Annotated in this window: 20 protein-coding genes; 13 read left to right on the top strand and 7 right to left on the bottom strand. The window is 64.5% G+C overall.

The annotated features are described in order from the left end of the window. The first annotated feature begins 245 nt into the window (after positions 1-245). The gene (locus ACSKT0_RS11235) at positions 246-1,106 is read left to right on the top strand and encodes a universal stress protein (protein WP_437773814.1); all 861 of its coding nucleotides are present in this window, start codon (positions 246-248) and stop codon (positions 1,104-1,106) included. A gap of 191 nt (positions 1,107-1,297) precedes the next feature. Here ACSKT0_RS11235 and ACSKT0_RS11230 read toward each other — a convergent pair whose 3' ends face one another. Beyond that, positions 1,298-1,954: a peroxiredoxin gene (locus ACSKT0_RS11230; RefSeq protein WP_437773813.1), complete on the bottom strand. Its 657-nt coding sequence runs from the start codon at positions 1,952-1,954 to the stop codon at positions 1,298-1,300. Between the two features lie 109 nt (positions 1,955-2,063). Here ACSKT0_RS11230 and ACSKT0_RS11225 point away from each other — a divergent pair, with 109 nt between their 5' ends. After that, positions 2,064-3,785: an AfsR/SARP family transcriptional regulator gene (locus ACSKT0_RS11225; RefSeq protein ID WP_437773812.1), complete on the top strand. Its 1,722-nt coding sequence runs from the start codon at positions 2,064-2,066 to the stop codon at positions 3,783-3,785. Positions 3,786-3,945: 160 nt separating this feature from the next. Here ACSKT0_RS11225 and ACSKT0_RS11220 read toward each other — a convergent pair whose 3' ends face one another. The 6 genes from ACSKT0_RS11220 to ACSKT0_RS11195 form a co-directional block, all read right to left on the bottom strand. Further along, positions 3,946-4,647: an HAD family hydrolase gene (locus ACSKT0_RS11220; RefSeq protein WP_437773811.1), complete on the bottom strand. Its 702-nt coding sequence runs from the start codon at positions 4,645-4,647 to the stop codon at positions 3,946-3,948. Between the two features lie 111 nt (positions 4,648-4,758). Continuing rightward, positions 4,759-5,397 carry a bifunctional 4-hydroxy-2-oxoglutarate aldolase/2-dehydro-3-deoxy-phosphogluconate aldolase gene (locus tag ACSKT0_RS11215; RefSeq protein WP_437773810.1) on the bottom strand — a complete coding sequence of 213 codons (639 nt, stop codon included), beginning with the start codon at positions 5,395-5,397 and terminating at the stop codon, positions 4,759-4,761. 47 nt (positions 5,398-5,444) lie between these two features. After that, positions 5,445-6,413, bottom strand: coding sequence for a sugar kinase (locus ACSKT0_RS11210; protein WP_437773809.1), 969 nt, complete (start codon positions 6,411-6,413; stop codon positions 5,445-5,447). Continuing rightward, positions 6,410-7,318, bottom strand: coding sequence for a carbohydrate ABC transporter permease (locus tag ACSKT0_RS11205; protein ID WP_437773575.1), 909 nt, complete (start codon positions 7,316-7,318; stop codon positions 6,410-6,412). Before ACSKT0_RS11205 ends, ACSKT0_RS11210 begins: the two co-directional genes overlap by 4 nt. A 2-nt stretch (positions 7,319-7,320) precedes the next feature. Beyond that, a complete protein-coding gene (locus ACSKT0_RS11200) occupies positions 7,321-8,328 on the bottom strand; it encodes a carbohydrate ABC transporter permease (protein ID WP_437773574.1) in 1,008 nt (335 codons plus the stop codon). Between the two features lie 77 nt (positions 8,329-8,405). Next, positions 8,406-9,701, bottom strand: a complete 1,296-nt coding sequence (locus tag ACSKT0_RS11195) for an ABC transporter substrate-binding protein (RefSeq protein ID WP_437773573.1) — start codon at positions 9,699-9,701, stop codon at positions 8,406-8,408. A gap of 270 nt (positions 9,702-9,971) precedes the next feature. On the opposite strand from ACSKT0_RS11195, the gene ACSKT0_RS11190 reads away from it, so the two are divergent. The 11 genes from ACSKT0_RS11190 to ACSKT0_RS11140 all read left to right on the top strand — a co-directional run bounded on the left by ACSKT0_RS11190 (position 9,972) and on the right by ACSKT0_RS11140 (position 24,377). Beyond that, positions 9,972-10,994, top strand: a complete 1,023-nt coding sequence (locus tag ACSKT0_RS11190; RefSeq protein ID WP_437773808.1) for a LacI family DNA-binding transcriptional regulator — start codon at positions 9,972-9,974, stop codon at positions 10,992-10,994. A gap of 10 nt (positions 10,995-11,004) precedes the next feature. Then, a complete protein-coding gene (locus tag ACSKT0_RS11185) occupies positions 11,005-12,015 on the top strand; it encodes a Gfo/Idh/MocA family protein (RefSeq protein WP_437773571.1) in 1,011 nt (336 codons plus the stop codon). An 18-nt stretch (positions 12,016-12,033) separates the two neighbouring features. Continuing rightward, complete coding sequence (locus ACSKT0_RS11180; protein WP_437773807.1) at positions 12,034-13,668, top strand: acyl CoA:acetate/3-ketoacid CoA transferase; 1,635 nt, start codon at positions 12,034-12,036, stop codon at positions 13,666-13,668. Positions 13,669-13,701: 33 nt separating this feature from the next. Next, positions 13,702-15,969 carry a gluconate 2-dehydrogenase subunit 3 family protein gene (locus ACSKT0_RS11175; protein ID WP_437773806.1) on the top strand — a complete coding sequence of 756 codons (2,268 nt, stop codon included), beginning with the start codon at positions 13,702-13,704 and terminating at the stop codon, positions 15,967-15,969. After that, positions 15,966-16,778 (top strand): enoyl-CoA hydratase/isomerase family protein, encoded by an 813-nt coding sequence (locus ACSKT0_RS11170; RefSeq protein ID WP_437773568.1) that lies wholly within the window; start codon positions 15,966-15,968, stop codon positions 16,776-16,778. Before ACSKT0_RS11175 ends, ACSKT0_RS11170 begins: the two co-directional genes overlap by 4 nt. Before the next feature lie 44 nt (positions 16,779-16,822). Then, a complete protein-coding gene (locus tag ACSKT0_RS11165) occupies positions 16,823-18,340 on the top strand; it encodes an aldehyde dehydrogenase family protein (RefSeq protein ID WP_437773567.1) in 1,518 nt (505 codons plus the stop codon). A 28-nt stretch (positions 18,341-18,368) separates the two neighbouring features. Next, positions 18,369-19,583, top strand: a complete 1,215-nt coding sequence (locus tag ACSKT0_RS11160) for a glycoside hydrolase family 88 protein (RefSeq protein ID WP_437773566.1) — start codon at positions 18,369-18,371, stop codon at positions 19,581-19,583. A 5-nt stretch (positions 19,584-19,588) separates the two neighbouring features. Further along, a complete protein-coding gene (locus ACSKT0_RS11155; protein WP_437773565.1) occupies positions 19,589-21,226 on the top strand; it encodes a GMC oxidoreductase in 1,638 nt (545 codons plus the stop codon). Next, the gene (locus ACSKT0_RS11150; RefSeq protein ID WP_437773564.1) at positions 21,216-22,664 is read left to right on the top strand and encodes an MFS transporter; all 1,449 of its coding nucleotides are present in this window, start codon (positions 21,216-21,218) and stop codon (positions 22,662-22,664) included. The genes ACSKT0_RS11155 and ACSKT0_RS11150 overlap by 11 nt, the downstream gene beginning before the upstream one ends. Before the next feature lie 74 nt (positions 22,665-22,738). Next, on the top strand, positions 22,739-23,761 hold the full coding sequence (locus ACSKT0_RS11145) for a LacI family DNA-binding transcriptional regulator (protein ID WP_437773563.1): 1,023 nt from the start codon (positions 22,739-22,741) through the stop codon (positions 23,759-23,761). A 64-nt stretch (positions 23,762-23,825) separates the two neighbouring features. After that, on the top strand, positions 23,826-24,377 hold the full coding sequence (locus tag ACSKT0_RS11140) for a heme-degrading domain-containing protein (RefSeq protein ID WP_437773805.1): 552 nt from the start codon (positions 23,826-23,828) through the stop codon (positions 24,375-24,377). Positions 24,378-24,449 lie beyond the last annotated feature (72 nt).

Raw genomic sequence — 24,449 nt, 5'->3', positions numbered from 1 at the left:
TCCATGCGGACTTATTCGACACCGGCATGCTAGGCGCAGTCCGGCCTGTCAGAACAGGGCACAAAGCCCCTTCTTGGGCGAGTGACGATGTTGGGATCCCGAGTGCGTTCGGTCACTGGCCGCGGCGCCCGCAAAAGCTTCATTTGCGGGACTTCCGGCCCTGCCGGGCCGGGCCGAACGAGCAGAAAATGGTGCGGACAGCACCCGGACGGCGGGAGCCACATTTCATGGAGGCGGACAGAGTCATGAAAAAACCAATCGTTGTCGGCGTCGTTGACACCCGGGCGAGCCGGGCCTCGTTGGCTTGGGCGATGGGCCGGGCGGCACGACGGAAACTACCGGTGCTGCTCGTTCACGCGGTCGACAGTCGATGGCTTGACGAATCAGACAGTTCGAGCGAGGTGGTCAGATCCGCAGCAAACGAGCTGCTGAGCAAAACCGCAGCATATGCAGGCGAATTGGAGCCGTCGGTCCAGGTAAAGACTTTACTGTTCTCCGGTAGCCCCGGGCAGGCGCTCAGGAAGCACTCGAAAGGCGCCTCGATGGTTGTCATCGGAACCGGGCATAACTGGCCTGGAGGACCCGTGGCTGACAGGGCGCTGCAAATCGCCGCCGTCGCGCTGTGCCCTGTGGCAGTAGTCGGGGAGCAGGACATGACGGAGCGCCGCGGCATCGTGGTCGGCGCTGACGGTTCCGAAGAATCAACGCAGGCGGTTTCCTTCGCGGCCGAAGAAGCGGACAGGGACAAGGAGGAGCTGACAGTAGTTCACGCCGTCCTCGCCCCGCCGCTCATTCAGCGCGTCATGCCGGCGGCCGACGTTGCCGAGACCACCCTGGAAGAAGAACGAATCGTCCTCGCCGAGACCGTGGCCGGTCTGGCCGAAAACTACCCCGATATGGTTGTCCATCAGGTTCTGGTGTCCAACAACGAACCGGCGGAAGCACTCACGGATGCCGCCGCCAACGCCAGGTTGCTGGTGCTGGGAAGCCGTGGAAAGGGCAGCTTCAAACGCCTCCTCATGGGATCGACTGCCCACACGGTACTCAGGTCCCTGCCCTGCCCAACCGTCATTACCCGGGTGCGGCGGGTGAAACTTACGGGCTAACGGGTTCAGGACCTCCGGCCAAGCGGTGGACGTCTGCGCCGCCATCTCCTAAGGCATCGCACCAGAACGATTCCCTATACCGTCACCCCCTTCTCCCCCCGACCGCCACGAACACGACGGCGAGCGGGCGCTGGTCCACCCGCCGTGCTCGCGGTTCGACAGACCGTCACCGTCTATCGTCCGAGGTTCCATCACACGGGCTGCGGAACGACCCGAATGTATGGCTTGGGCTCTTTCCAATCGCCAAAGATCTCCCGGGCCTCGCTGTTCGGGACGGAGCCGGCGATGATGACGTCCTCGCCTTGCTTCCAATTGACCGGCGTCGCGACCCGGTGCTTTGCAGTGAGCTGAAGTGAGTCGACTACGCGAAGCACTTCATCGAAGTTGCGTCCAGTCGTCATGGGGTAGACAAGGATCAGCTTAATCTTCTTGTCCGGCCCAATGACGAACACGTTGCGGACGGTCTGGTTGTCCGCGGGCGTACGGCTCTTGGCGTCCCCAGACGTGGCTGCCGGGAGCATGCCGTAAAGCTTCGCCACGGTGTAATCCTCGTCGCCGATCAAGGGGTAATTGAGGCGAGTTCCCTGCGTCTCTTCGATGTCGGCGCTCCACCGCTCGTGATCGACTGTCGAGTCCACGGAGAGGCCGATGATCTTGACTCCGCGCTTGTCGAACTCGGGTTTGATCTTGGCCATGTACCCGAGTTCGGTTGTGCAGACCGGGGTGAAGTCTTTCGGGTGCGAGAACAGCACTCCCCATGCGTCTCCGAGCCAATCATGGAAGCGGATGTCTCCAGCAGTCGTCTTGGCGGAGAAATCGGGTGCGATCTCTCCGAGTTGCAGTCCCATCGTGTCCTCCTGTGCGTTGTGATGTGATGACGGAGCCAATTGGCTCGCCGTCATTTCTGACGGTAACGCAACCCTGTTCCCCCACCGTTCCCCCGGATACCATGAGGGCATGGAGACCTGCGCCGTCGTCATGCTGGGCGCGTTCCGTGTCGAGGTTGACGGCCGCACGGTTCCAGAGGACGCCTGGAAACGCACCAAAGCGGCCGGGCTCGTCAAGATCCTCGCGCTCGCCGAAGGGCACCGGCTGCACAGGGACGTCGTCGCCGACCTGCTCTGGCCCGATCTCAGGACACAAGCCGCTGCTTCGAACCTACGCAAGGCAATGCATTTCGCGCGGGCCGCCCTCGGATCGCCGGAGGCCGTGCAGGCGCGCGGAGACCTTCTGGTGTTGGTTCCCGATGCCGAGATCTCAATCGACGCGGAACGATTCGAGTCGGTCGGGCGCGCCGCGCTCGCCGCCTCGGCCGGCGCTGCCGAGGCGCTCGCCCTTTATCGAGGGGACCTGCTTCCTGATGATCGATTCGCGGTATGGGCCGAGGATCGCCGCGATCGGTTGCGCACGCTGCATCTGCGTCTACTCAAGGCCGCAGCGCGGTGGGACGACGTGGTACTGGCTGACCCAACGGACGAGGACGCCCACCGTGCACTCATGATTCGCGCACTCGACGCGGGCGACCGCCAAGGCGCGATCCGCCAGTTCGAGCGACTCTGCCGGCAGTTGCGGGCCGACTTGGGTGTCGGCCCAGGAGCGGCTACGGTCTCGGTCTACGAGAAGGCCATCGCCGGGGACAGCCGTCGTGCGGAGAATCGCGCGCGGGCCACGCTGGCCAGAGCCCTCATCGCTCTAAACACCGGCGACCCCATCGAAGCAACGTCATACGCGCGGCGTGCACGCGAGCTGGCCTTGGAAGCGAACCTGGACCGCGAGATCGGCGAGGCCAGCGCGGTGCTGGCGATCGCGGCGAACATGCAGAACCGCTGGCCCGAGGAGTTCGAGGCCGAGTTCGTGGAATTCACGCGACACGGCTCCGCGCGCTCCGGCTACATTCTCGACGCACAGTTGTGCCTCGCTGAGTTCTGCTTGTGTGGGCCGGACGGGTATCGGAACATTGCGCGGCGAGTAGCGCGTCTGCGCACGATTGCCGAGCGAGCAGGCTCGGTGCGTGGCCAGGCCATCGCGGACCTGTTGCTAGGCGAAGCGGCCCTGTTCTCCGGTGAACTCGGCGACGCGCGCAGCCTGCTCCAGTCCGCGTTCGAGCTGCACCGGGAGGCCGGGGCCCGGGCCGGCGAGATCGTCGCATTGCAACGACTGGCTGAGGTTGACCTCGCACAGGATCGGCCGGCGGAGGCCGCTCGGGCAGCAAGTCGCGCCTTGCCTGCCGCCGCGTCCACGTGGCTTGAGCCGCACCTCGTTGTTCGCTTGTACGAGGTGCTTACCGAGGCAGCCGGAACTCCGGAGCAAGCAGTCCACATCATCGAGCGAGCTGACGCCGTCCTGGCCGGTAGAAGCGTCTGTCCACCGTGCTCGATGGGTTATCAAGTCGCCGCATCGAGGAATTTTGCATTGGCAGGAAAGCTGGACGCCGCACGTCGTCGGCTTGCCAAAGCCGAACAGCTCGCCGGCATGTGGCCTGGCGGCCCATGGCACGCCGCCCTCTGGGAAGCACGAGCCATCCTGCGCCGCGCCGAGGGTCACGAGAATCAAGCCATCGCCCTGTTTCGGGAGGCGGCAGATAGTTTTGCCGCACTCGGCAGGTGCCAAGACGAGCAACGCTGTCTCGCCCGAGCAGAAAAGTCGCTAATGACCAGCGGAAAGTCTCTTGCCGGCTAAGCGGCATTCCGTGCGTTACTCAAGATCGCCGGCGGTTTCTCGTCGGTATTAGGGAAGCAACCGGCCCTCGCCAACCGACTGCACGCATATCCCCGAGGGCCATCGAACGTTGCGTAGCGTTGAGCCAGTGGGCGCGCACGCGGAGGGGTGCGCGTTTTGTTCAGGCTTCGGATGCAGGCCGGAGGTCGCCGGCGCCCGGATCACCAAGAATGCCGCGAAGACACTCCACTGTAAGGTCCTCGAGCGACGCGACGAAGTGACGCCCGGGTCCGGGTGGCGGCTGCACGATCCCGGGCACAACTACGACTTCCATGCCCGCGGCCTGGGCGCTGGTGGTGCCACTGACTGAGTCCTCCACCGCGACACAGTGCGCAGGGTCAACGCCCAGGAGGTCTGCTGCGGCGAGGTATGGGGCCGGGTGGGGTTTGCCTTGCGGGACCGAATCTCCGGCGACCACTGCGTGGAAGGTTCCGATGGGTGCGGCTGCGGCCACGCGGGTAGCGACGGGGCTGAAGGCCATGGTCACCAGCGCGGAAGGAATGTGCTGGGCGACGAGTTCGGCCAGGATCCGTTCCGCCCCCGGAAGCCAAGGGATTCCGCCCTGCAGTTTTGCGACAACGCGTTCGACGAGGTCATCGATGATCTCCGTGACGGAGAGGGCCACCCCGCTTTCCCTCAGTATTGCCGCCGTCACGGGCATTGCCTGCCCGACTGTGGCCCGGGCGTCGTGGGTGGTCCACGTGATTCCGTGTTCTTGCGCGAGCTCTGTTTGTGCAGCCAGCCAGTAGGGCTCCGTGTCCACGAGCGTGCCGTCCATATCCCACAGGACCGCCTGAAGGCGGTCCGTCTTGTCAGAAGTCATGGCAGTATCCGTTCTTGGCATGTCTGGCCCCCGGCCAACGAGACGTTGATGTGATGATAGTCCCGCGACCGGGCGGTTCGGGACCCTCGCTGGGCCCCCGGTTCGATGGGTTCAGTGTGGAGCGCTCGCGTCTGAGACGGATGCGAGGAGTTCGCGCACGGACGCTGCACCGGCGTCGGAGGAGAAGTCGGAGCTTAGCCCGACGACGCTGACTCCCGCAGAGAGGTACGAAGCGGCTGTCGCGGCTTTCATGCCTCCGGTTGCGACGAACTGCATGTCCGGGAAGGGTCCTTTCATGGCCCTGATCCATTCGGGTCCGAGCAGAGAGGCCGGGAACGCCTTGAGCCACGTCAAGCCGAGGGCCTTCGCGCGGAGTATCTCACTGGGGGTGGCCACTCCGGGCAGGTGTGGGAGGCCGCGTCGGATGCTTTCCTGGAGGACCGTTTCATCCAGGCCTGGCGAGACGGTGAACGATGCGTTGGCTGATGCGGCGGCGGCCAGTTGTTCGGGGCGGATGATGGTTCCGGCGCCGACGGCGAGCCCTCTTTCGGCGGCTTCGCTGGCGACGGCGGCCAGCGTCGGGACCGCGTCTGGTGTTTCGATGGTGACTTCGACGTGCTCGACGCCGGCGTCCCAGGCCCGCGTGGCAGACCTGACCGCCTCTGCGGGGGTGAGGCCGCGGAGCACGGCGATCACCGGGACTTTGAAGAAGTCATCGGCAAACCAGTTGTTGGGGTGTTTGTGTAGCAAAGTGTTCTCCTTGGGAGGTGGTGCCAGTGGGGGCCGGGTTCCGGCGGTCAGGCTTTGGTGGCGGCTGCCGGTGTCTGCTGGGGCTGGTATATTCGGGGCTTTGTTCCATGTCCGGGCCTGAAGTCCGCGCGGGTACCCAGGGTCCACGCTGCGAAGGAGTGGCCGAGGGCCAATCTCTCGACCGGCTCGTCTCCGCGGAGCAGTCCGGCGAGGTAGCCGGCGGCGAACGCGTCACCGGCGCCGACGGGTTCGACGACGTCCACCCGGTGTGCGGGGACACGGAAGACCAGTTCGTCCTTGCCTGGTTCGCGGATGAATTCCACGGCTTCGGTTGCCGAGTCCTTGATGACCAGGTGCCGTGGCGCGGGAAGGAGTGCCGAGACGTCTTCCGCGGTGGAGCAGCCCCACAGGGTTTGGGCTTCGTCGAGGCCGACGAGGACCACTGTAGCCATGGAGGCCAGCTCGAGAAGCCGGGGTCCAGCCGTCTCCACGGTCCATAATGCCGGGCGGTAGTTGACGTCGAAGGACACCTTGTACCCTGCGGACTGGGCCTTGTTGAGAAGATGCTCGGTGAGTTTCGAGCAGCTGCTCGAGAGGGCTGGGTTGATGCCGCTGGTGTGGATCCAGCCTGTCTGCTCGAGGAACCAGTCGCGGGAATCCTCCGGCGCCATGCGGGAGGCCGCGGAACCTGCCCTGTAATAGAGGGTGCGGGCTCCGTGCCCAAGATCCGGGTCTTTGAAATACACTCCCGTGCTGGACGCCGGGTCACGGATTATCCTGCTGACATCCACTCCTCGGGCGGCCAGGCCCTCGGCGATGCGATCCCCAAACGGATCTTCTCCGAGGCGGCTGGCCCAGCCTGCACGGTAGCCGAATTCAGCCAAGTGGGCGGCGACGTTGGACTCCGCTCCCCCGAAACCAAGCAGGCATTCCTCGGCTTCGCGTAGTGGTTCGGCTTTCGCAGGGGTGACGACGGCCATGGTTTCGCCGACGCACAAGACATCAATCGCTGTCATTTGACGGCTCCGGCGGTGAGGCCGCTGACGAAGAACCTGCCCAGGACGAGGTAGAGCAGGACAGTGGGTGCGGCGACCAGTACGGCGCCGGCCATCAGCTCGGAGTAATTGACAGTTGTCGTGCCGATGAGGTTGTTCAGCGTGACGGTGGCCGGCCAAGCGGCCGGGGAGGCCAGGATGAAGCCGAAGAGGAAGTCGTTCCAGATGTTGGTGCACTGGAAGATTCCTGCGACAACGAACCCGGGAACGGACAGCGGGAGCATCACCCGGAAGTAGGTCTTCCAGATCCCGGCACCGTCGATGGCTGCCGCCTCGATGATGGCGCTGGGGATACCTTCGTAGTAATTGCGGAAGATCAGCGTGGTGATCGGGATGCCGTAGATGATGTGGACCACGATCAGGCCGGCGATGCTGCCTTGGAGGTGCAGCATGTTCAGGAACTGGAAGACCGGGATGATGACGGCCTGGAACGGGATGAACATCCCCACCAGCAGGACCGTGAAAAGGGCGTTGGACCCTTTGAACGGAAACTTGGACAGGATGTATCCGTTGATTGAACCGAGCAGGCACGAAATCAATGCCGCCGGGACGGTGATCTGGAGTGAATTGATCAGGGATCCGTGAAGCTTCGTCCACGCCCCTTTGAAGGCGTCCAGGCTGGGCGCGTCGGGGAATGCGAGGAAGAAGTTAGGTGCTCCGCTGCTTCCTGACAATGCCGTGGAGATGATGACATATACCGGCATGAACATGCCGAGGGTGGCTACGGCGCAGACTGCGAGGACGATCCAGCCACCGGGGGTCTTGGGGATTTTCCACGAACGGGGCTTGCGCCTACCGGGAGCCAAACGCCGGCGTGAGGAGTTGGTTGGGCCGTGCGTGGTCGGTTGAAGTGTTTCGACGGCCATTTCTATGCCTTCCGCTCTTTCCGGTAGCCGCGGATGAGGTAGGGGACGATCACCACGAGCGTCAGCAGGAGCAGGATGATCGCCATCGCTGAGGCTTTGTCGTAGCGGCTGGTGAGGTAGTTGTAGATGTAGATGCCGGGGACATCGGTGACGAATCCGGGGCCGGAGCCTGACATCGCGATGACGAGGTCGAAGATCTTCAACGCCACGTGGAGCAGGAGCACGAAGCAGGTGATGGTCGAGGGCCACAGCTGGGGAAGGACGATGTGGCGCAGGCGTTGCCAGGTGTTGGCGCCGTCGACGCTTGCGGCTTCCAGGTGTTCCTCCGGGATGGAGGCAAGGCCGGCCAGGTACATGGCCATGGCGAAACCGACGAGCTGCCAGGCGGCGGCGAAGATGATGGGCAGCAGGGCGACGGGAATACCGAACTGGACCTTCAGGAAGTCGGTGCCGGTGGGGTCATTCAGGGCACCGAGGACGGTGGTGTCGGTTGTCCAGCCACGGGGATTCTGGATCCCCATGTTCCGCAGGATTTCGTTGATCCCGGTGGAGGGCGAGAAGATCCAGCGCCAGGCGACACCGGTAACGATGAAGGACAAGGCATAGGGCAGGAGGAAGACCGTCCGGAACAGGCCTTTGCCTACCGCGACGTGGTGGATGAAGAGGGCTGCAACCAGTCCGCCGAGGATGGCCAGGACCAGGAAGACGATTGTGAAGATCACGACGTTGCGGATATCGGCCTGGAAGCGCTGTTCCTGGACGATCTCACCGTAGGTCCCTCCGAATGGCTGGCGGATGCTCAGATCGGGACTTGTGCCGATCTTCCAGTTCGAAAGGGAGATGTAGACGGTAATGCCGATGAAGACGTAGACGAAGACGAAGCTGACCAGGAGGCTGGGAGCGAAGATCCAAGCGGCTCGTCGGGACGTCTTGACGTTGTGGGGTACCTGTTTCTTGGACCGGGGTGAGGGGCTTACCGGCGATGGGGGCCGTGCTGTTGAGGTTGTCATGTGTGAACTGATCCTGTCCGGGGGCGTGGCTGCGGAGGCCCGCAGCCACACCCGTTACGACGTGGTTGGAGTGCCGGCTACTTCAGCTGGCTCTTCTGCGCCTGCGTCATGCTGGCGGTGAAGGCGGCGACGTTGCCGCTGCCGTTGAAGGTGGAGACGGCGTCGGCATAGGTCTGGGCGAATTCAGCCGGGGCTGCTTGCGCGTGTGCCAGGGAGGAGACCACTGCCGCGGACTTGAAGCTCTTGGCGGCGGATTGCTGGTATGGCGACAGCCCGGAGACGTCAGCGGTGCTCAGGGCTGGGATGGATCCCTTCTTGGAGGCGAAGGCTGTCTGGATCTTTGGATCCATCAAGGTCTTCAGCCACTCCTTTGCCGCATCGGCGTGCGGGATGTTGCTGGCCGGGATGGAGAACCCGTCCCCGACGTAGTCGAAGATGTCTTCTTTCCCGGGGAACACCACCCATGTGAAGTCCGTCCCCGGCTTCTTGCCGGCGTTGAGAAGTTCTCCGTAGGCCCAGTCGCCCATGAGATTGACGGCGCAGGAGCCGTTGGTCATCTTCTTGGCGGCCTCGTCCCAGGTGATGGCCGAGTGGTCCTTGTTGGCCAGGGAGAGGATCGTTTTGTAGTCTTCCAGCGCCTGTTTCACTTCGGGGGCGTCGAAGGAGTACTGGTTGGTGAAGAGTTTCTTCCAGTTATCCGCGCCTGCCCTGGACATGATGAGGGACTCCAGCAGTTCCGCGGAGGCGAAGATGTCCTTGTCCCCCAGGCACACCGGCGTTACACCCGTTGCTTGGACCTGCTTGAGGCTGCTGATCAGGCCGTCGACGCCGGCGGCCGGGTCGATTGTGACGTTCGCCTTGGCGAGCACTGAGGGGTTGGTCCATAGAACATTGCCGCGGTGGACCCCGATGGGGACCGTGTAGTACTTGCCGTTGACCTGTTGTGCTTCGGCGACGTCCTTGGGCATCTGGGAAGCCCAGCTCCCCTCAGTCCACAGCGCCGTCAGGTCTGCGGCCTGGCCCCCATCGACGTAGCTCTTCAGCTGTCCTGCCGGGTGCACTTGCCACGTGTCAGGCGGGCTGCCGGCCTGAAGCCGTGCCGCCAGTGCCTGCCTTGCGTTGGATCCGCCGCCGCCGGACACTGCGGCGTTGTCGACAGAAAGGCCAGGCGAGGCCTTTTTCACCCCGTCAATGAGCACATTGAGCGCGTCCGCCTCTGAACCGGAGGTCCACCAGGACGTGATCTCAAGTTTGTCGGTGCCGGCCCCGCTCGAGCTTCCGGCGGGAGTGTTGGCGGCGCATCCGGTGACGGCGATGAGGCTTGCCGCCGCCGTTGCGGCCAGTGAAATCTTGAGTTTGTTGGAAGAACGCATGACTACTCTCCTTTGGGTTGTCAGACGCCGGACAAGGCCGGCTTCAGCCTGCGTTGTGGTTCAGGTTACATATTTAAGTAGATCGATGCAATACTTTTGTTCGCAAGTCGCGCACGGCGACCTAGGTCGGCGGATTCCGATGATGGTAGGACACCGTCCACCGCGAATTTGTGCAGATTATCGGCGGTAGATTTTCAGTAGATCGATCTATCGTTGCACATAGAAACGTGATAGAAATGTGAGACCAAGCACGAAAGGAGGTGCGGATTGATGAATAAAGTGACCCTGAACGATGTCAGCCGAGCGGCTGGAGTATCTCGATCTACCGCTTCGCTGGTGCTGAGGGGGAGTTCCCGCATTCCGGAAGCGACCTCGGACCGCGTCCGGCTGGCGATGGCAGAGCTGGGCTACGTCTATAACCGGCACGCGGCCAACATGCGCCGCAGCCAGTCCATGACTCTCGGACTGATCGTGACGGACATCCGCAACCCCTACTTTGCCGGGCTCACCATGACCATCGAGGAAGCCGCGCATGAAGCCGGCTACACCCTGCTGGTCGGCTACAGCCGGGATGACGTCGAACGGCAAGCCACCCAGCTCGAGACGATGGTCCAGCAACAAGTCGATGGAATCTTTCTACTGCCCGCTGAGGGAACCGAGCTGGCCCCGGTCTGCCAGATCGTTGACCGCTCCTCAGTGCCGGTCCTGCAGCTGGCGCGCTACTTTTCCGAAGAAATGGACTACGTCGGCCCGGACAACGTTGCTGCCGGGCAGCAGCTGGCCAGGCACGTGTCCTCCCTCGGCGCCGCGTCGGCGGTGCTGATTGGGGGCCCTGAACATTCTTCGGCGCGTACCGAACGGATCCAGGGCCTGGAAACCGGCTTTGCGGGAAGCAGCTTGGCTTTCGACGCATCGTTGTCCGCCGCTACCACCACGAACAATGCTGCCGGCGGGTCCGAGGGCGTGGCCCGGGTGCTTGACCAGGGGATCTGGCCGGACTGCATCATCGCCTACAGCGACGCGGTGGCGCTCGGGATCTATGCCGAGCTGCGCCGGCGGAACCTGGAACCGGGACGGGACGTGTCCGTGGCGAGCTTCGACGACATCGCCATGGCCGAACTGCTGCTCCCGCCGCTGACTTCCGTGGCCACCTACCCGGAACTCATCGCCCGCAAAGCAGCGGAGATGCTGTTGAACCGCATAAGGGACTCTTCGCTGGATCCCCAACGATCCCTCATCGAACCGGCGCTGAAGATCCGCGCTTCCACCGCCCAATGGCGACCTAGAACTTAAGGAGAAAGCAATGCCAGCACTGAAATGGGGCCTCATCGGCGCCAGCGACATCGCTGCGACCCGGGTCATCGGCGCCATCCGCGCAAGTGGAGGCGACGCCGTCGGGATCTACAGCGGATCCGGAGACCGGGCGCGGGACTTAGCGGCCAGCCACGGACTGCCCAATGTCACCACCGCTCTGGACGAGCTCCTGGGCTGGGACATTGACGCGGTCTACATTTCCTCCACCAATGACAAGCATTTCGACCAGGCCACCAAGGCACTTCGGGCCGGCAAGCACGTGCTGTGCGAGAAACCACTGGCCCTGAACGTGGACGAGGCAACGGCGATGGTGGATTTGGCGGAGCAACAGGACCTGGTCCTGGCTGCGAACCACCACCTGCCAGGCAGTCCGCTGCACGCGAAAGTCCGCGAGCTCGTGAGCGCCGGAACTATCGGTTCCGTCCTGTCGGCAAAGGTTGCCCATGCCGTCCTCCTGCCGGAACGCCTTCGCGGTTGGCGGCTCGGGCAAGGCACCCCCGGAAGCGGAGTGATCCTGGACATCACCTGCCACGACGCCTCGGTCCTCAACCCGCTGCTCGGCACTCCGGTGTCGGTCAGCGCCGTCGCCGTCCAGCAAGCAGCCTGGAACACGGGCGGCCAGGAAGACGCCGCCATGACCGTGATCCGGTACGAGCGGGACGGCCAGCCTCCCGTCCTGGCCCAGACCCATGATTCCTTCACCGTCGGTTACGCGAAGACTTCCCTGGAAGTCCACGGCACCGACGGCACCCTCATTGTCACCGACGCCATGACACAGGAGACCGAAGGCCAGCTGATCCTGAACACCAAGTCAGGAAGCCAAACCATCGACGTCGACTGCTCCGAGGATCTTTATGTCATCAACCTGCGTGCCTTCACGTCCGCTGTCGAGGGCACGGGCATCCCGACGGCGAGCGGCAAGGACGGGCTGCTGGCCCTGACAGTCGCTCTCGCAGCCCAGGAATCCGCAAGCACCGGACGCACCGTCCACATCAACTAAGACCCCAGAAAGAACACCATGCAGAAGGTACAGATCCTCACGGCCCGCGAAGCAGCGGAGCTCATCAACGACGACGACGTCATCACCGTCAGTTCCTCCAGCGCCCTCGGGTGCCCGGACAGTGTCCTGGCCGGGATCGGCCAGCGGTTCGAGGAAACCTCCCACCCGACGAACCTCACGTCTGTGCACCCGATCGCCGCGGGCGACATGTACGGAGTGAAGGGCATCGACCACATCGCCCGCCCCGGACTGCTGCGCAAAGTCATTGCCGGGTCTTACCCCTCGGGGCCCTCCAGCGCGGAGCCGCCCTTGATCTGGCAGATGATCGAGAGCGAGGAAGTGGAGGCCTACAACTTCCCCTCGGGCGTCATTTACCAGATGCACCGCACCGCCGCCGCAAAGCAGCCCGGCGTCTTTACGCAAGTCGGACTGGACACCTTCATCGACCCCCGACTCCAAGGCGGACGGATGAACAACACCACCCCGGCGAGCCACGTCGAAACCGCCACCGTCGCCGGGCAGGAATGGCTGTTCTTCCCCTCGGTCATCCCCGACGTCGCCATCATCCGCGCCACCACCGCCGATGAATACGGCAACCTGACCTTCGAAGACGAAGGATCACCCCTTGGGGCCCTGGATCTGGCTTACGCGTCCCACAACAACGGTGGCGTCGTTATCGCCCAGGTCAAGCGCCTGGCCGAGGCAGGAAGCCTGCACCCGCAGCATGTCAAAGTTCCCGGCATCCTCGTGGACGCCATTGTCATCGCCGAGGACCAGCTCCAGACCACCCTGACAGCCAACGACCCCGCCATCTCGGGGCAACTGCGTAGGCCCCTGAGCTCGCTCCCCCACGTCGCCTTCTCTATCGAGAAGATCACCGCACGTCGCGCCGCCCAGGAACTCAGGGCTGGCGAGATCGTCAACCTCGGCTTCGGCGTCTCCGCCCTCGTCCCGCACATCCTCGTCGAAGAAGACCAGGGACGGGAAGTCAGCTGGGTCATCGAACAGGGCGCCGTGGGCGGCATCCCCCTGCTGGACTTCGCGTTCGGATGCGCCCAGAACCCTGACGCGATCATGCCCAGCATCGACCAATTCACCCTCCTGCAAGGCGGCGGCTTCCACCGCTCGTTGCTGTCCTTCTTGGAGATCGACCGGCTCGGCAATGTCAACGTCCACCACTTGCCTAAGAAGCGCCACGTCACCGCGGGCGTCGGCGGCTTCGCCGACATCACCTCCTCGGCTCCCGAGATCATCTTCATGGGCGCCTTCACCGCCGGACGCCGCGACATCGTGGCCGGCGGGAACGGCTTGGACATCCGCACCGATGGTCCCTTCACCAAGCTCGTCAACGACGTTTCGGCGGTCACCTTCTCGGGACCCCGTGCCTTGGCGCGCGGCCAGAAGGTCAAATACATCACCGAGCGCGCAGTGCTGGAGCTCACCGGCAAGGGACTCGTCGTCACCGAAATCGCCCCCGGCGTGGACCTCCAAAAAGACGTCCTGGACCGCAGCGAGTTCCCGCTGATCGTCTCCGACAATCTACGGACCATGGACCTCGCCCTCTTCGCCGACGCACCGGTCGGCATCCACCTCCCGACGCTGCCGCTGCACGAGCGGATCGAACAGCGCTCCCCTTCACTGGCCGCGCACTGACGCACGGCCGAAACACTTGAAAGGACTCCCGCGATGAAAAGCTTCCGCATTCTTACCCCCTACGAAACCGAACTTGCCGACGCGCTGTTCGAAGCTATGTTCCCTACCGACGGGGAAAGCCCCGACGTCCGCGACGCCGGAGTCACCACCTACCTGGATCTGACCCTGGAAGGCTACGGACGGAAGGAACTGCCCCGGTACCAATGGCTCTTTGGTGCCTTGGACCGGTATGCAGAGGACAAGCACGGCCGGAACTTCGCCGCGCTCACACTGGATGAACGCACCGATGTGCTGGTCTTGCTCGAACAAGGCGAGCTGACCGATCAGCTTCCTGCGAAGGAACAGCAGGAGCTCTTCGGCCTCGTCGTCGCCCACTTGCAGGAAGGCCTGTTCGCGGATCCTGCCCACGGTGGAAACAAGGACGGTGTCGGCTGGAAGTTCCTCAAGCACCCCGGCGTCTGGTTGGAAAACTCCGCCGAGGAAAACCTCAGCACCGAGCATGTGACCAAAGGTGGAGTGATCAAGACCCTTGCCGATGCCATGCAGGAAATCCCCCGCGACACCGAAGGGCACAAGCTCAAGCAGCTCGGCTACGAAAAGGCTGTCAACCCGCAGATGACGGACGAGGTCGACGTTCTGCTCGTCGGCGTCGGGGCCATGGGCGGGCTGAGCGCCCAGGTCTTCGCCGAGGCCGGCCTGAGCGTGGTGGGCCTGGAAGCCGGACCGTTCCGTCCCCTGGACGAATTCCTCCCCGACGAACTCGAACACGCCTACTACACGCGCGGCGGCCTGGGACCGAAGTTCCAGCAGGAGACCCCCCGCTGGCGCGAAACCGCGGAAGACGAAGACAGCCGCGAAGCCACCTTCTCCCTGGGCCGGATGGTCAACGGCGTCGGCGGCTCCGCAGGACACTACGGATCCTGGCTGCGCCGCTTCCACCCCTGGCAGTTCGCCCCCAAGAGCCACTACGACGGCCTCTACGGACCCGAAGCGCTGCCCGAGGACTGCACCCTGGCCGACTGGCCCGTCAGCTACCAAGACCTGGAACCCTTCTACACGAAACTCGAACACCTGATCGGCATCGCCGGCGACGAATCCAACCCGTTCGTCCGGCGCAGCAAGCCCCTCCCGCTGCCGCCCACCCGGCCGTTCATCCTGGGGAACAAGTTCACGGAGACAAGCAAGGCGGCCGGACTGCACCCGCACCCTGTTCCCGTCGGATTCACCACCGAGTCCTACGGCGGGCGGGCTGCCACCGGTTACAGTGCGTGGAACAACGGGCTGGGTTCCTTCCGCGGCGACCGCTGGCACCCGGGCCTTGGCCCGGTGCCTGCCGCCATCGCCACCGGCAAGTTCGAGCTGCGCACCCACTCCCGTGTCACCCGGATCATCATGGATGAGTCAGGTGCCGCCCGCGGCGTCGAGTGGGTCGATCCCCTGGGCAGGGTCCGCCGCCAGTACGCCCGGGCCGTCATTCTCTCTGCCTACACCTACGAAAACCTGCGCCTGATGTACCTTTCGGCCGATTCCGGCCACGAAAACGGCCTCGGCAACAACACCGGCCAACTGGGCCTGCATTACATGACCAAGATGTTCGGCCACGTGGACGCCCTCTTCCCGGGTACCGAATTCAACCGCCACACCGGCCCTGCCGCCCAGGGCGTGGTCCTGGACGACTACCTCTCCCCCGAATTCAGGTCCCTGGACCATGGCTTCATCGGCGGTGCCACCCTCGGCGCCGAACAGCAGGCCCTGCCCCTTCAGATCGCGCGCGAAACCCTCCCCGGGGACGTCCGCCGGTGGGGCGCCGGCTACCGTGACCATTTGAAGCTCTGGTCCCAGCAGGGGGTCATCCGCATCCAACCCGACGCCCTGCCCTACGCCTCGCACCGCCTGGAAATCGACCCACGGCACCGGGACTCCTCCGGACTCGGCATGCCTTTGGTCCGGGTGACGTACAGGCTGCGCGAGAATGAGCGCCGTCTGGCCGCCTGGATGGCAGACCGTGCAACCGGACTCCTGAAAGACATGGGAGCAACCAAGACCTGGCAAGGCCCCTACTTCACCGGGGTTGGCTCCAGCCACGACCTCGGCGGTGCCCGCTTCGGCCACGACCCTGCCGGTTCGGTCCTGGACGAGCACCTCGCGGTCCACGACACCCCCAACCTCTACATGTACTCCGGTGCGGCGTTCCCCAGCTGCCCCGGCATCAACCCCACCCTGACCATCTGGGCTATCGTCATGCGCGCCGCCGAGCACTTGGCCGGCGAGCTCGGTGGCCAGCGAAAGGAGCAGCCATGAGCACCGAAACAGCACCGGCCACCAAAGAAGCCATCGAACAGGTGACCGTGGAGTACTCCGCGGATGGCCACACCGCAACGATCCTGATCGACCGCTCGGCCAAGCTCAACGCACTTACCCTGGGCCTTTTGGAGGCCCTCGCCGCGGCAACCCGCGAAGTCGCCGCCTCCACGGCCCGGCTCGTCATCGTGCGCACTGGCGGTCAAAAGGTCTTCTGCGTGGGCGCGGACATCAACCACTTCGCCGATCTCTCCGCCGCCGGCATGTGGCGGGACTGGATCGCCACCGGCCACCGGGCCTTCGATGCCCTCGCCGGACTCCGCCAGCCCAGTATCGCCGTCGTCGACGGCCTCGCGTTCGGCGGCGGGCTGGAACTGGCCCTCGCCTGCGACTTCCGCATTATCGCTGCCGAGGCACGCGTTGCCCTTCCCGAAACCGGACTCGGCACCGTACCCGGCTGGGGTGGCACTGAACGCGCCACGGAGCTGGTGGGCCGGGCACGGGCCAAGGAACTTGTCCTGACCCGCAGGCAACTCTCCGGTGAGGAAGCCGTCGGCTGGGGCCTGGCCACCGCCGTCGCGCCCCAAGCGGAGCTTGAAAAGGCCGTCGCAAAGCTCAGCGATGACTTGCTTGGCGGAGCCCCGCTGGCCGTGCAACTGGGCAAGCAACTCATCGACGCGGCTGCCGACGGCGCTCCGTCCCGCGTGCTCGAAGCCCTGGCCGGCGGCCTCGCGGCCGCCACCGACGACCTGGCCGAGGGTGTCGCAGCCTTCCGGGAAAAGCGCGCCGCGCACTTCACGGACAACTGACACTACCAGCCGGCAACCCACAACATCTTCTAAGGACACCCGAAATGGAAACCAGGAACTACACGCTCGACGACGTCGAGCCCACCTACCGCCCGATGATCATCGACGGTGAAGACGTCCAGGCCCGCAGCGGCGAAACCTTCACACGGCTGAGCCCGGCACACGAGGTCGAGGTGACCTCATTCCCCCAAGGCGGAAAAGACGACGTCGACCGTGCCGTTCTCGCCGCACGAAAGGCGCTGGAGGGCGGCTGGCGGAAGTCCAGCGGATCCGAGCGCTCCAAACTGCTGCTGAAAGTCGCCGACCTTGTCCGCCGCGACGCGGAAGAACTGGCATTGGCGGAAACCCTCGAAACCGGCAAGCCCATCACCCAGTCCCGCAACGAAGTCGCCGGCACGGCCGAGTTGTGGGAATACGCCGCCAGCCTGGCCCGGAACACACAGGGCGACGCCCACAACACCCTGGGGCCCGACACCCTGGCGCTCGTGGTCCACGAACCGATCGGCGTCGTCGGGATGATCACGCCATGGAACTTCCCGCTGCTGATCATCAGCCAGAAGCTCCCGTTCGCCCTCGCCGCCGGAAACACCGCCGTCATCAAGCCCAGCGAAAGCACCTCCGCCACCACCGTGATGCTGGGCCGCCTCATCCGCGAAGCCGGCTTCCCCGCAGGCGTCGTGAACATCGTCACCGGCGACCGCGTGGTGGGTTCGGCCATCGCCGAACACCCCGGCATCGACATGGTCAGCTTCACAGGCTCAACCGGTGTCGGCAAGAGCATCGCCGCCACGGCCGGCCGGGACCTGAAGAAGGTCGAACTCGAACTGGGCGGGAAGAACCCGCAGATCATCACGCCCAACGCCGACTTCACGGCCGCAGTGGACGCCGGGGTGTTCGGTGGCTACTTCAACGTGGGCCAGTGCTGCAACTCCGGCAGCCGCCTCATTGTGCACCGCTCCATCGCCGACGAGTTCGCCGCCGCAGTCGTCGAACGGGCACAGCACATGCGCGTGGGCGATCCGCTCAAGTCCGACACCCTGGTAGGCTCCCTCGTCAACGACACCCAGCTCGCCGTCGTCGAACGCTATGTGGCCGAGGGCCGTGCATCCGGCGCCCACCTGCTCACCGGCGGCGGCCGCCTCGACACCGGCCTGGACGGCCGCTTCTACCAGCCCACCGTCTTCACGGACGTCACGGCACAGATGTCCATCGCCACCGACGAAATCTTCGGTCCCGTCCTGTCCGTACTGCCCTACGACACCCTCGAAGAAGCGATCGGCATCGCGAACTCGACATCGTTCGGGCTGTCCGCGGGGATTTGGAGCAACGACATCAACGAGGCCCTCACCGCTGCCCGAGACCTGCGCGCCGGCACCGTCTGGGTCAACCGCTGGATGGACGGCTACCCCGAAGTGCCGTTCGGCGGATACGGCCAAAGCGGCATCGGCCGTGAGCTTGGCCGCCAGGCCCTCGCCGAATTCAGCGAACTCAAGACCATCCAGTTGCAGGTCGGCACCCGGCACACCCGGTGGGTCGACGCCCCCGACGCTCCCCGCGCCTGACCCCCAGAACCCTCCAAAGGAAACGAACATGACTGCCACCACAACCACCGCACCGGCACACGCACCCGCTGTGCTGCCCGCCATCCTGCCGCTCACGCTCCCGACGGGCTATGAAGTCCCGGCGGGCTTCGCCGAAGCCGCCTCCAAAGCCTGGAAAACCGCCTCAGCCAAACTGACCGGACTCATCACCGCGCACCCTGACCGGTTCCCGCTGTACACCGAGGAAGGCAAATGGGTCGTCGACGGCGAAGCCTGGACCAACTGGTGCGAGGGCTTCCTTGGCGGCCAGCTCTGGATGCTCTCCCGCCGCGCCGACGAAGCAGACCAGCCACGCTTCCGCGCCGCCGCGGAGCACTACTCCGAACTCATCGAAGAACGAAAGAGCGATGACACCGTCCACGACCTCGGATTCCTGTTCTGGTCCACGTACCGTCGCTGGTTCGAAGCAACCGGTGACACCACCAAGCGCGACGTCGTGGTCGAGGCCGGCCGCACCACCGCAAGCCGCTACCGTGAAGCCGGAAAGTACATGCCCAGCTTCCGCCAACCTGACAGTCTGTTCATCGACATCATGATGAACATCCACATGGCCCTCTACGCCGCCCAGCAAACCGGGGACCAGGACATGGCCCGCAAAGCCGTGGACCACTGCCTTACCACCCGGCGCTTCCTGATGCGCGGCGACGGTTCCGCTTCACACGAAGGCATGTTCGACGTCGAAACCGGCGCGTTCCTGAAGCAGACCACCCAACAGGGCTACTCCGACGACGGCTCCTGGGCACGCGGGCAGGCCTGGGCCCTCTATGGTTTCGGTACCGTTTACCGCTTCACGGGCGACCGTCGCTTCCTCGAAACCGCCATCGCCGCAGCCGACTTCTACCTTGAGAAGACCGGCGACCGTCTCGTGCCGCCGAACGACTGGGAAGAACCCAACCCCGTCCGCCCCTACGAGACCTCTGCAGCGGCCGCGGCGGCAGGCGGTTTCTGGCAGCTCGCAGGCCTCGTCCAGGACCGCACCAAAGCCGGAATCTATGCCGACTACGCAGTGAACATCCTGCAACGCCTGAGCGCGGACGACTTCCTGGCCAGTCCGGGCGAGGGCTGGGAAGGCGTACTCAAGCACGGCAGCTACCACGAAGGCAAGGACCTGGGCGTCGACGAATCCGTCATGTGGGGTGATTACTGGTTCCTGGACACCGTGGACCAGATCCAGCAGTACGCCGAGGCACGGCAGGGCCGGTAAGCACCGTGTCCTGGCAAACCATCGACGAGGCACCTCGTCCGGGGACACCGGCAGAACCGGCGTCCCCGGACGAGGTGATCCGTACCGACATCGCCATCATCGGATCCGGCATGGGCGGCGGCACCATGGCCTACGCCCTGAAGGACTCCGGTGCCAGGGTCCTGCTGATCGAACGTGGTCACCGCCTGCCGGCGGAGCCACAGAACTCCGATCTGGACGAGGTCTATCTCAAGGGCCGCTACAAGAATGCCGAGGCCTGGTTCAATGGTCGCACCGGCGAATCCTTCAAACCCGGCGTCTATTACTGGGTCGGAGGCAACACGAAGGTCTACGGCGCCTGCCTGCCGAGGTTCCGTGCCAGCGACTTCGAGGAAACCCGGCATGCAGACGGTGTGTCTCCTGCGTGGCCTTTCAGCTACGCGGACCTTGAACCGTATTACACGCGGGCCGAAAAGCTCTTCAAGGTCCGGGGCCAGATCGGCGAAGATCCCACCGAACCGGTTCACTCCGAGGGCTATCCGTATCCTGCGCTGGACCACGAACCCGCCATTCAGGGCCTGGCGGATTCCCTGCGGAGCAAAGGGCTCCATCCCTTCAGGATGGCCAACGGGCTCGACGCCGACACTCCGGAGAAGCGTGCTTTGTGCGCCACGAGCGACGGCGCGCCGAATGAAGCGGGACTGAAGTCCGACGCCGAGAAGGTCGCCATCGACCCCGCAGTGGAGGCCGGTGTCGCGCTAATGACCGACACCAAGGTCACCCGGCTGGTTCTCGGGGCCGATGGACGTACGATCGTCGCCGCCTTGGCAGAACGCAACGACCAAGTCATCCGCATCGAGGCCACCAGGTTCATTCTCGCCGCCGGGGCAGTCAACTCCGCGGCCCTGCTCTTGGGTTCCGCCACCACGGGGCATCCGCGAGGACTGGCCAATTCCTCAGGTTTGCTGGGCAGGAACTACATGGTCCACAACAGCACCTTCTTCATCGGAATCAATCCATTCAAGGTCAACCGGACCCTGTGGCAGAAGACCCTCGGTCTCAACGATTGGTATGAGGCCGGCCCTACCACCCCGTACCCGCTGGGCAACCTGCAGATGCTCGGGAAGCTGCGGGCGAGCATGCTGAAAATGGCCCGCGCCTGGGCGCCCACCCCGATGCTGAAGGCGGTATCGGACCGCAGCATCGACATCTACCTCACCACCGAAGACCTGCCGCGGCGAAGCAACGGTATCAGCGTCGTCGATGGCAAGATCCACGTCTGGTGGGAGCCGAACAACCTTGAGCCGCATGCAGAGCTGGTGCGGCGCGTCCGCCGGGCCGTCCGCAAGGCAGGTTACCCGCTGATCTTCACCGAACGCATGGGCATCGAGACCAACTCCCATCAATGCGGCACGGCCGTCGCAGGCGACGACCCCCGCACGAGTGTCCTCAACCCTGACTGCAGGGCACACGATCTGGACAACCTCTGGATCGTCGACAGCTCCTTCTTCCCCTCTTCGGCAGCCCTCAACCCGGCCCTGACCATCGCAGCCAACGCACTGCGCGTCGCGGACACCATCCTCAAGGACCTCAAGCCCCGAACAGGTTCCGTTCATCAACCACATCCCACCCCACAGTTAGGTGCACTCCGTCGTGAGCCTTAATCCCCCAACAACCCACCCGCAGGCGCCAGCCGCCAGTATTTCGACCAGGGACCTCGCCAGGGCAGCCTGGGCGAGCTCGCTCGGCAGCGCCCTGGAATACTACGACTTCGCCCTGTACAGCCTGGCCTCCGCCCTGGTGTTCAGCCCGCTGTTCTTCCCCGGGAACAACCCCGCGACCGGCCTGATCCTCAGCTTCGGCACCTACTTCCTCGGCTTTGCCATCAGGCCGCTCGGCGGTGTCGTCTTCGGCCGCCTCGGCGACCGGCTTGGGCGGAAGTTCGTGCTGCTCACCACCGTCCTCCTCATGGGAGGGGCGAGCACGCTCATCGGCGTCCTGCCGACCTACAACGGCTCGGCCGGTGACTGGTACGGAACGGGCGCTGGAATCCTGGCACCGATCCTGCTCATCGTGTTGCGCCTGATGCAGGGCCTGGGGGCCGGGGCTGAAATGGCCGGGGCGTCCATCCTGATGACCGAATACGCTCCCGCACGCCGACGCGGCTTCGTCGCCTCCCTGCCCTTCCTGGGCGTCCAAATGGGCACCGTCGCCGCGGCGCTCGTGTACTTCCTGCTGTTGAACACCAACCAGGCCATCAAGATCACCGATACGTGGCTGTGGAGGGTGCCGTTCCTGGCCAGCGTCGTGATCCTCGGCGTCGCCATCTACATCCGGCTACGCCTCAAGGAATCCCCCACCTTCGCCAAGCTGGAACCCCACGAGCAGGTCACCGAAAAGCCACTCAGAACCCTCCTGAACCGCTCCGGGAAGACGGTTCTGCTGGGAATCGGACTGCGCATGGCCGAAAACGGCGGCTCGTCCATCTACCAGGCACTTGCGATTGCGTACGTTTCCAGTGCCGCGATCGGCATGAAAGGACCCATCGGGGCACTCTCGCTCGTCTTCGCCGCCGCGGTGGGCGCCGCCGTCGTGCCCCTCGCCGGCTGGCTGACCGACCGATACGGGCGCGTCCGGACATACCGTGCCTTCGCCATCTTCCAACTGATCGCAGCCTTCCCCATCTGGTATGCGCTGAGCTTCGGCGACACCGTGCTGACCATCGTCGTAGTCTCCATCGGACTCGGTGTTGGAACGTGGGGAATGTTCGGCGCGCAAAGCGCCCTGATGTGCGAACTCTTTGGCTCCAGGCAGCGTTACTTGGGCGTATCGATAGCAAGGGAGGCCTCGGCGGTCATCGCCGGCGGCATAGCGCCCCTGATTGGCGCCTGGCTCATGTCACTGGCTGTCACCGCCGACGGCGGGAGCGCAGTCCACGGCGCCGGAGCCGGCGCCTGGCTCCCCATCGCGGGATACTTGGCCCTGCTGACGGCCATCACCATCGCCGCCACCTTTGCTGTCCCCGAAACCAAAGGGCGAAGCCTGGAAGACCCCCGGGACGCAATCCACGAAAAGCACGGCGCGCAGCTACAAAGTTCCTAGACCGCGGATTGATAAGGTCGATAGGCGGGCAGCACCGCTAACCCGCCTATCGACCTCACCGGCAGGAACCTGGAATGACCCCGCGCATCACCCTCGAAGACGTCAGCAAAGCCGCCGGAGTGTCAAAATCGACCGCGTCACTCGTAGTTCGGGGCAGCTCCCGTATCCCGGAAAGCACGGCCGCCAAAGTGCGCGAGGCCATGGATCAACTCGGATACGTCTACAACCGGTCGGCCGCCAACCTGAGGCAAAGCCATTCCATGACCATTGGACTGGTCGTCACCGAGATCATCAATCCCTACTTCGCCGAACTTGCAATGGCCGTCGACGAGATCACCCACGAAGCCGGGTACACCATCTTCATCGGCTACAGCCGCGACCTTGCGGACCGTCAGCACGAAATCATTGCGTCCATGATCGAACGGCAGGTCGATGGGCTCCTGCTGCTCCCGGCCCCGGACACCGACCCCGAAAAGCTCGCCAAACAGGTCAACGCGGCAGGCGTCCCGCTCGCACTGCTCGCCCGTCGATTCCCTGGATTCGACTACGTCGGCAGCAACAACGTCAAGGGCGCCACACTACTCGGGGAGCACCTGGCCGCTTTGGGTTGCAGAAGCGTCGCCTTCCTCGGTGGCCGCAGCGCCTCGTCCCTGACGGAACGAGAAGAAGGACTCCGCAAGTCACTGGAACCCAACGGTTGCGACGTTTGGAGCCCGGATGAATTGCGCAGCCCCATCACCCCCGAGGGTGGCTCAGCCGCCGTCGCCCGGCTCTTCGACCTGGGCAGGCTACCGGACGCGATCATCGCGTACAACGACATCGTCGCCCAAGGAATCTACGACGAAATGCGCCGGCGTGGCCTCGAACCTGGTCGCGACATCGCCGTCGCATCCTTTGATGACACCCGCATCGCCGCCGGCCAAGTCCCTCCTCTGACGTCCGTGGCGGGATTCCCGCAACAGGTCGGCGCGAAAGGCGCCGAGATGCTCATGACCCGCCTGGCTGATGGCAATGCGGACATCCCCACCCAACTGACCCTCATCCAGCCGCAGCTCAAGATCCGGTCCTCAACCGCGACCTGGCGCACCCGCACATAGGCACACCCGGGGCAGCGCTGCTGCGAGGGCGGCAAACCGTTCCAACAGAGAGGAACAACCCATCATGGTCCAAGACACTGTCGTCGCCTCCGAGCAGGAATTCGACCCGGACTCCCGTGCCGAACAGCCCGAAGCCGCACTGAAAGCGCTGATCAAACGCCTCGAAAACGAAGTCAGCGACCTGCACCTGCACAGCTTCGACCAAGCTGACGCCCTGGCCCTGGGTCTGTTGCTGGTAAAGCTCGCCACCCGGCGGAACCTCCCGGTCGCCATCGACATCCGCCGAAACGGACACGTCCTCTTCCACGTCTCCCTCCCCGGCGCGACGCCCGACAACGAGCTTTGGGTCCAGAGAAAGAGCAGAACAACTGAGCGGTACGCCGAACCATCCCTGCTGGTCGGGCTCAAAGGCCGGCTCGGCGGAGGCAGACTCGAAGACAACGGATGGTTCGACGAGATGCGCTACGCCTCCCACGGAGGGGCCTTCCCGATATTCGTCAAAGGCACCGGACACATTGCCACCGTCACGGTCTCGGGGCTCCCGCAAAAAGCCGACCACGACCTCGTCGTCGAAGGACTGACCACATTCCTGGCTTCAATCGAGGACGGGCGCTAGCCCCGACTGAGGGGTGGTACCGCTTTTCTGCGCACACCACCCCTCGGCCGCCGTGCCGGGCCGCGCCTGCAG

The organism is Arthrobacter sp. KNU40, assembly GCF_051515115.1.
GTDB lineage: Bacteria > Actinomycetota > Actinomycetes > Actinomycetales > Micrococcaceae > Arthrobacter.
This window is presented reverse-complemented; position numbering and strand designations above follow the sequence as displayed.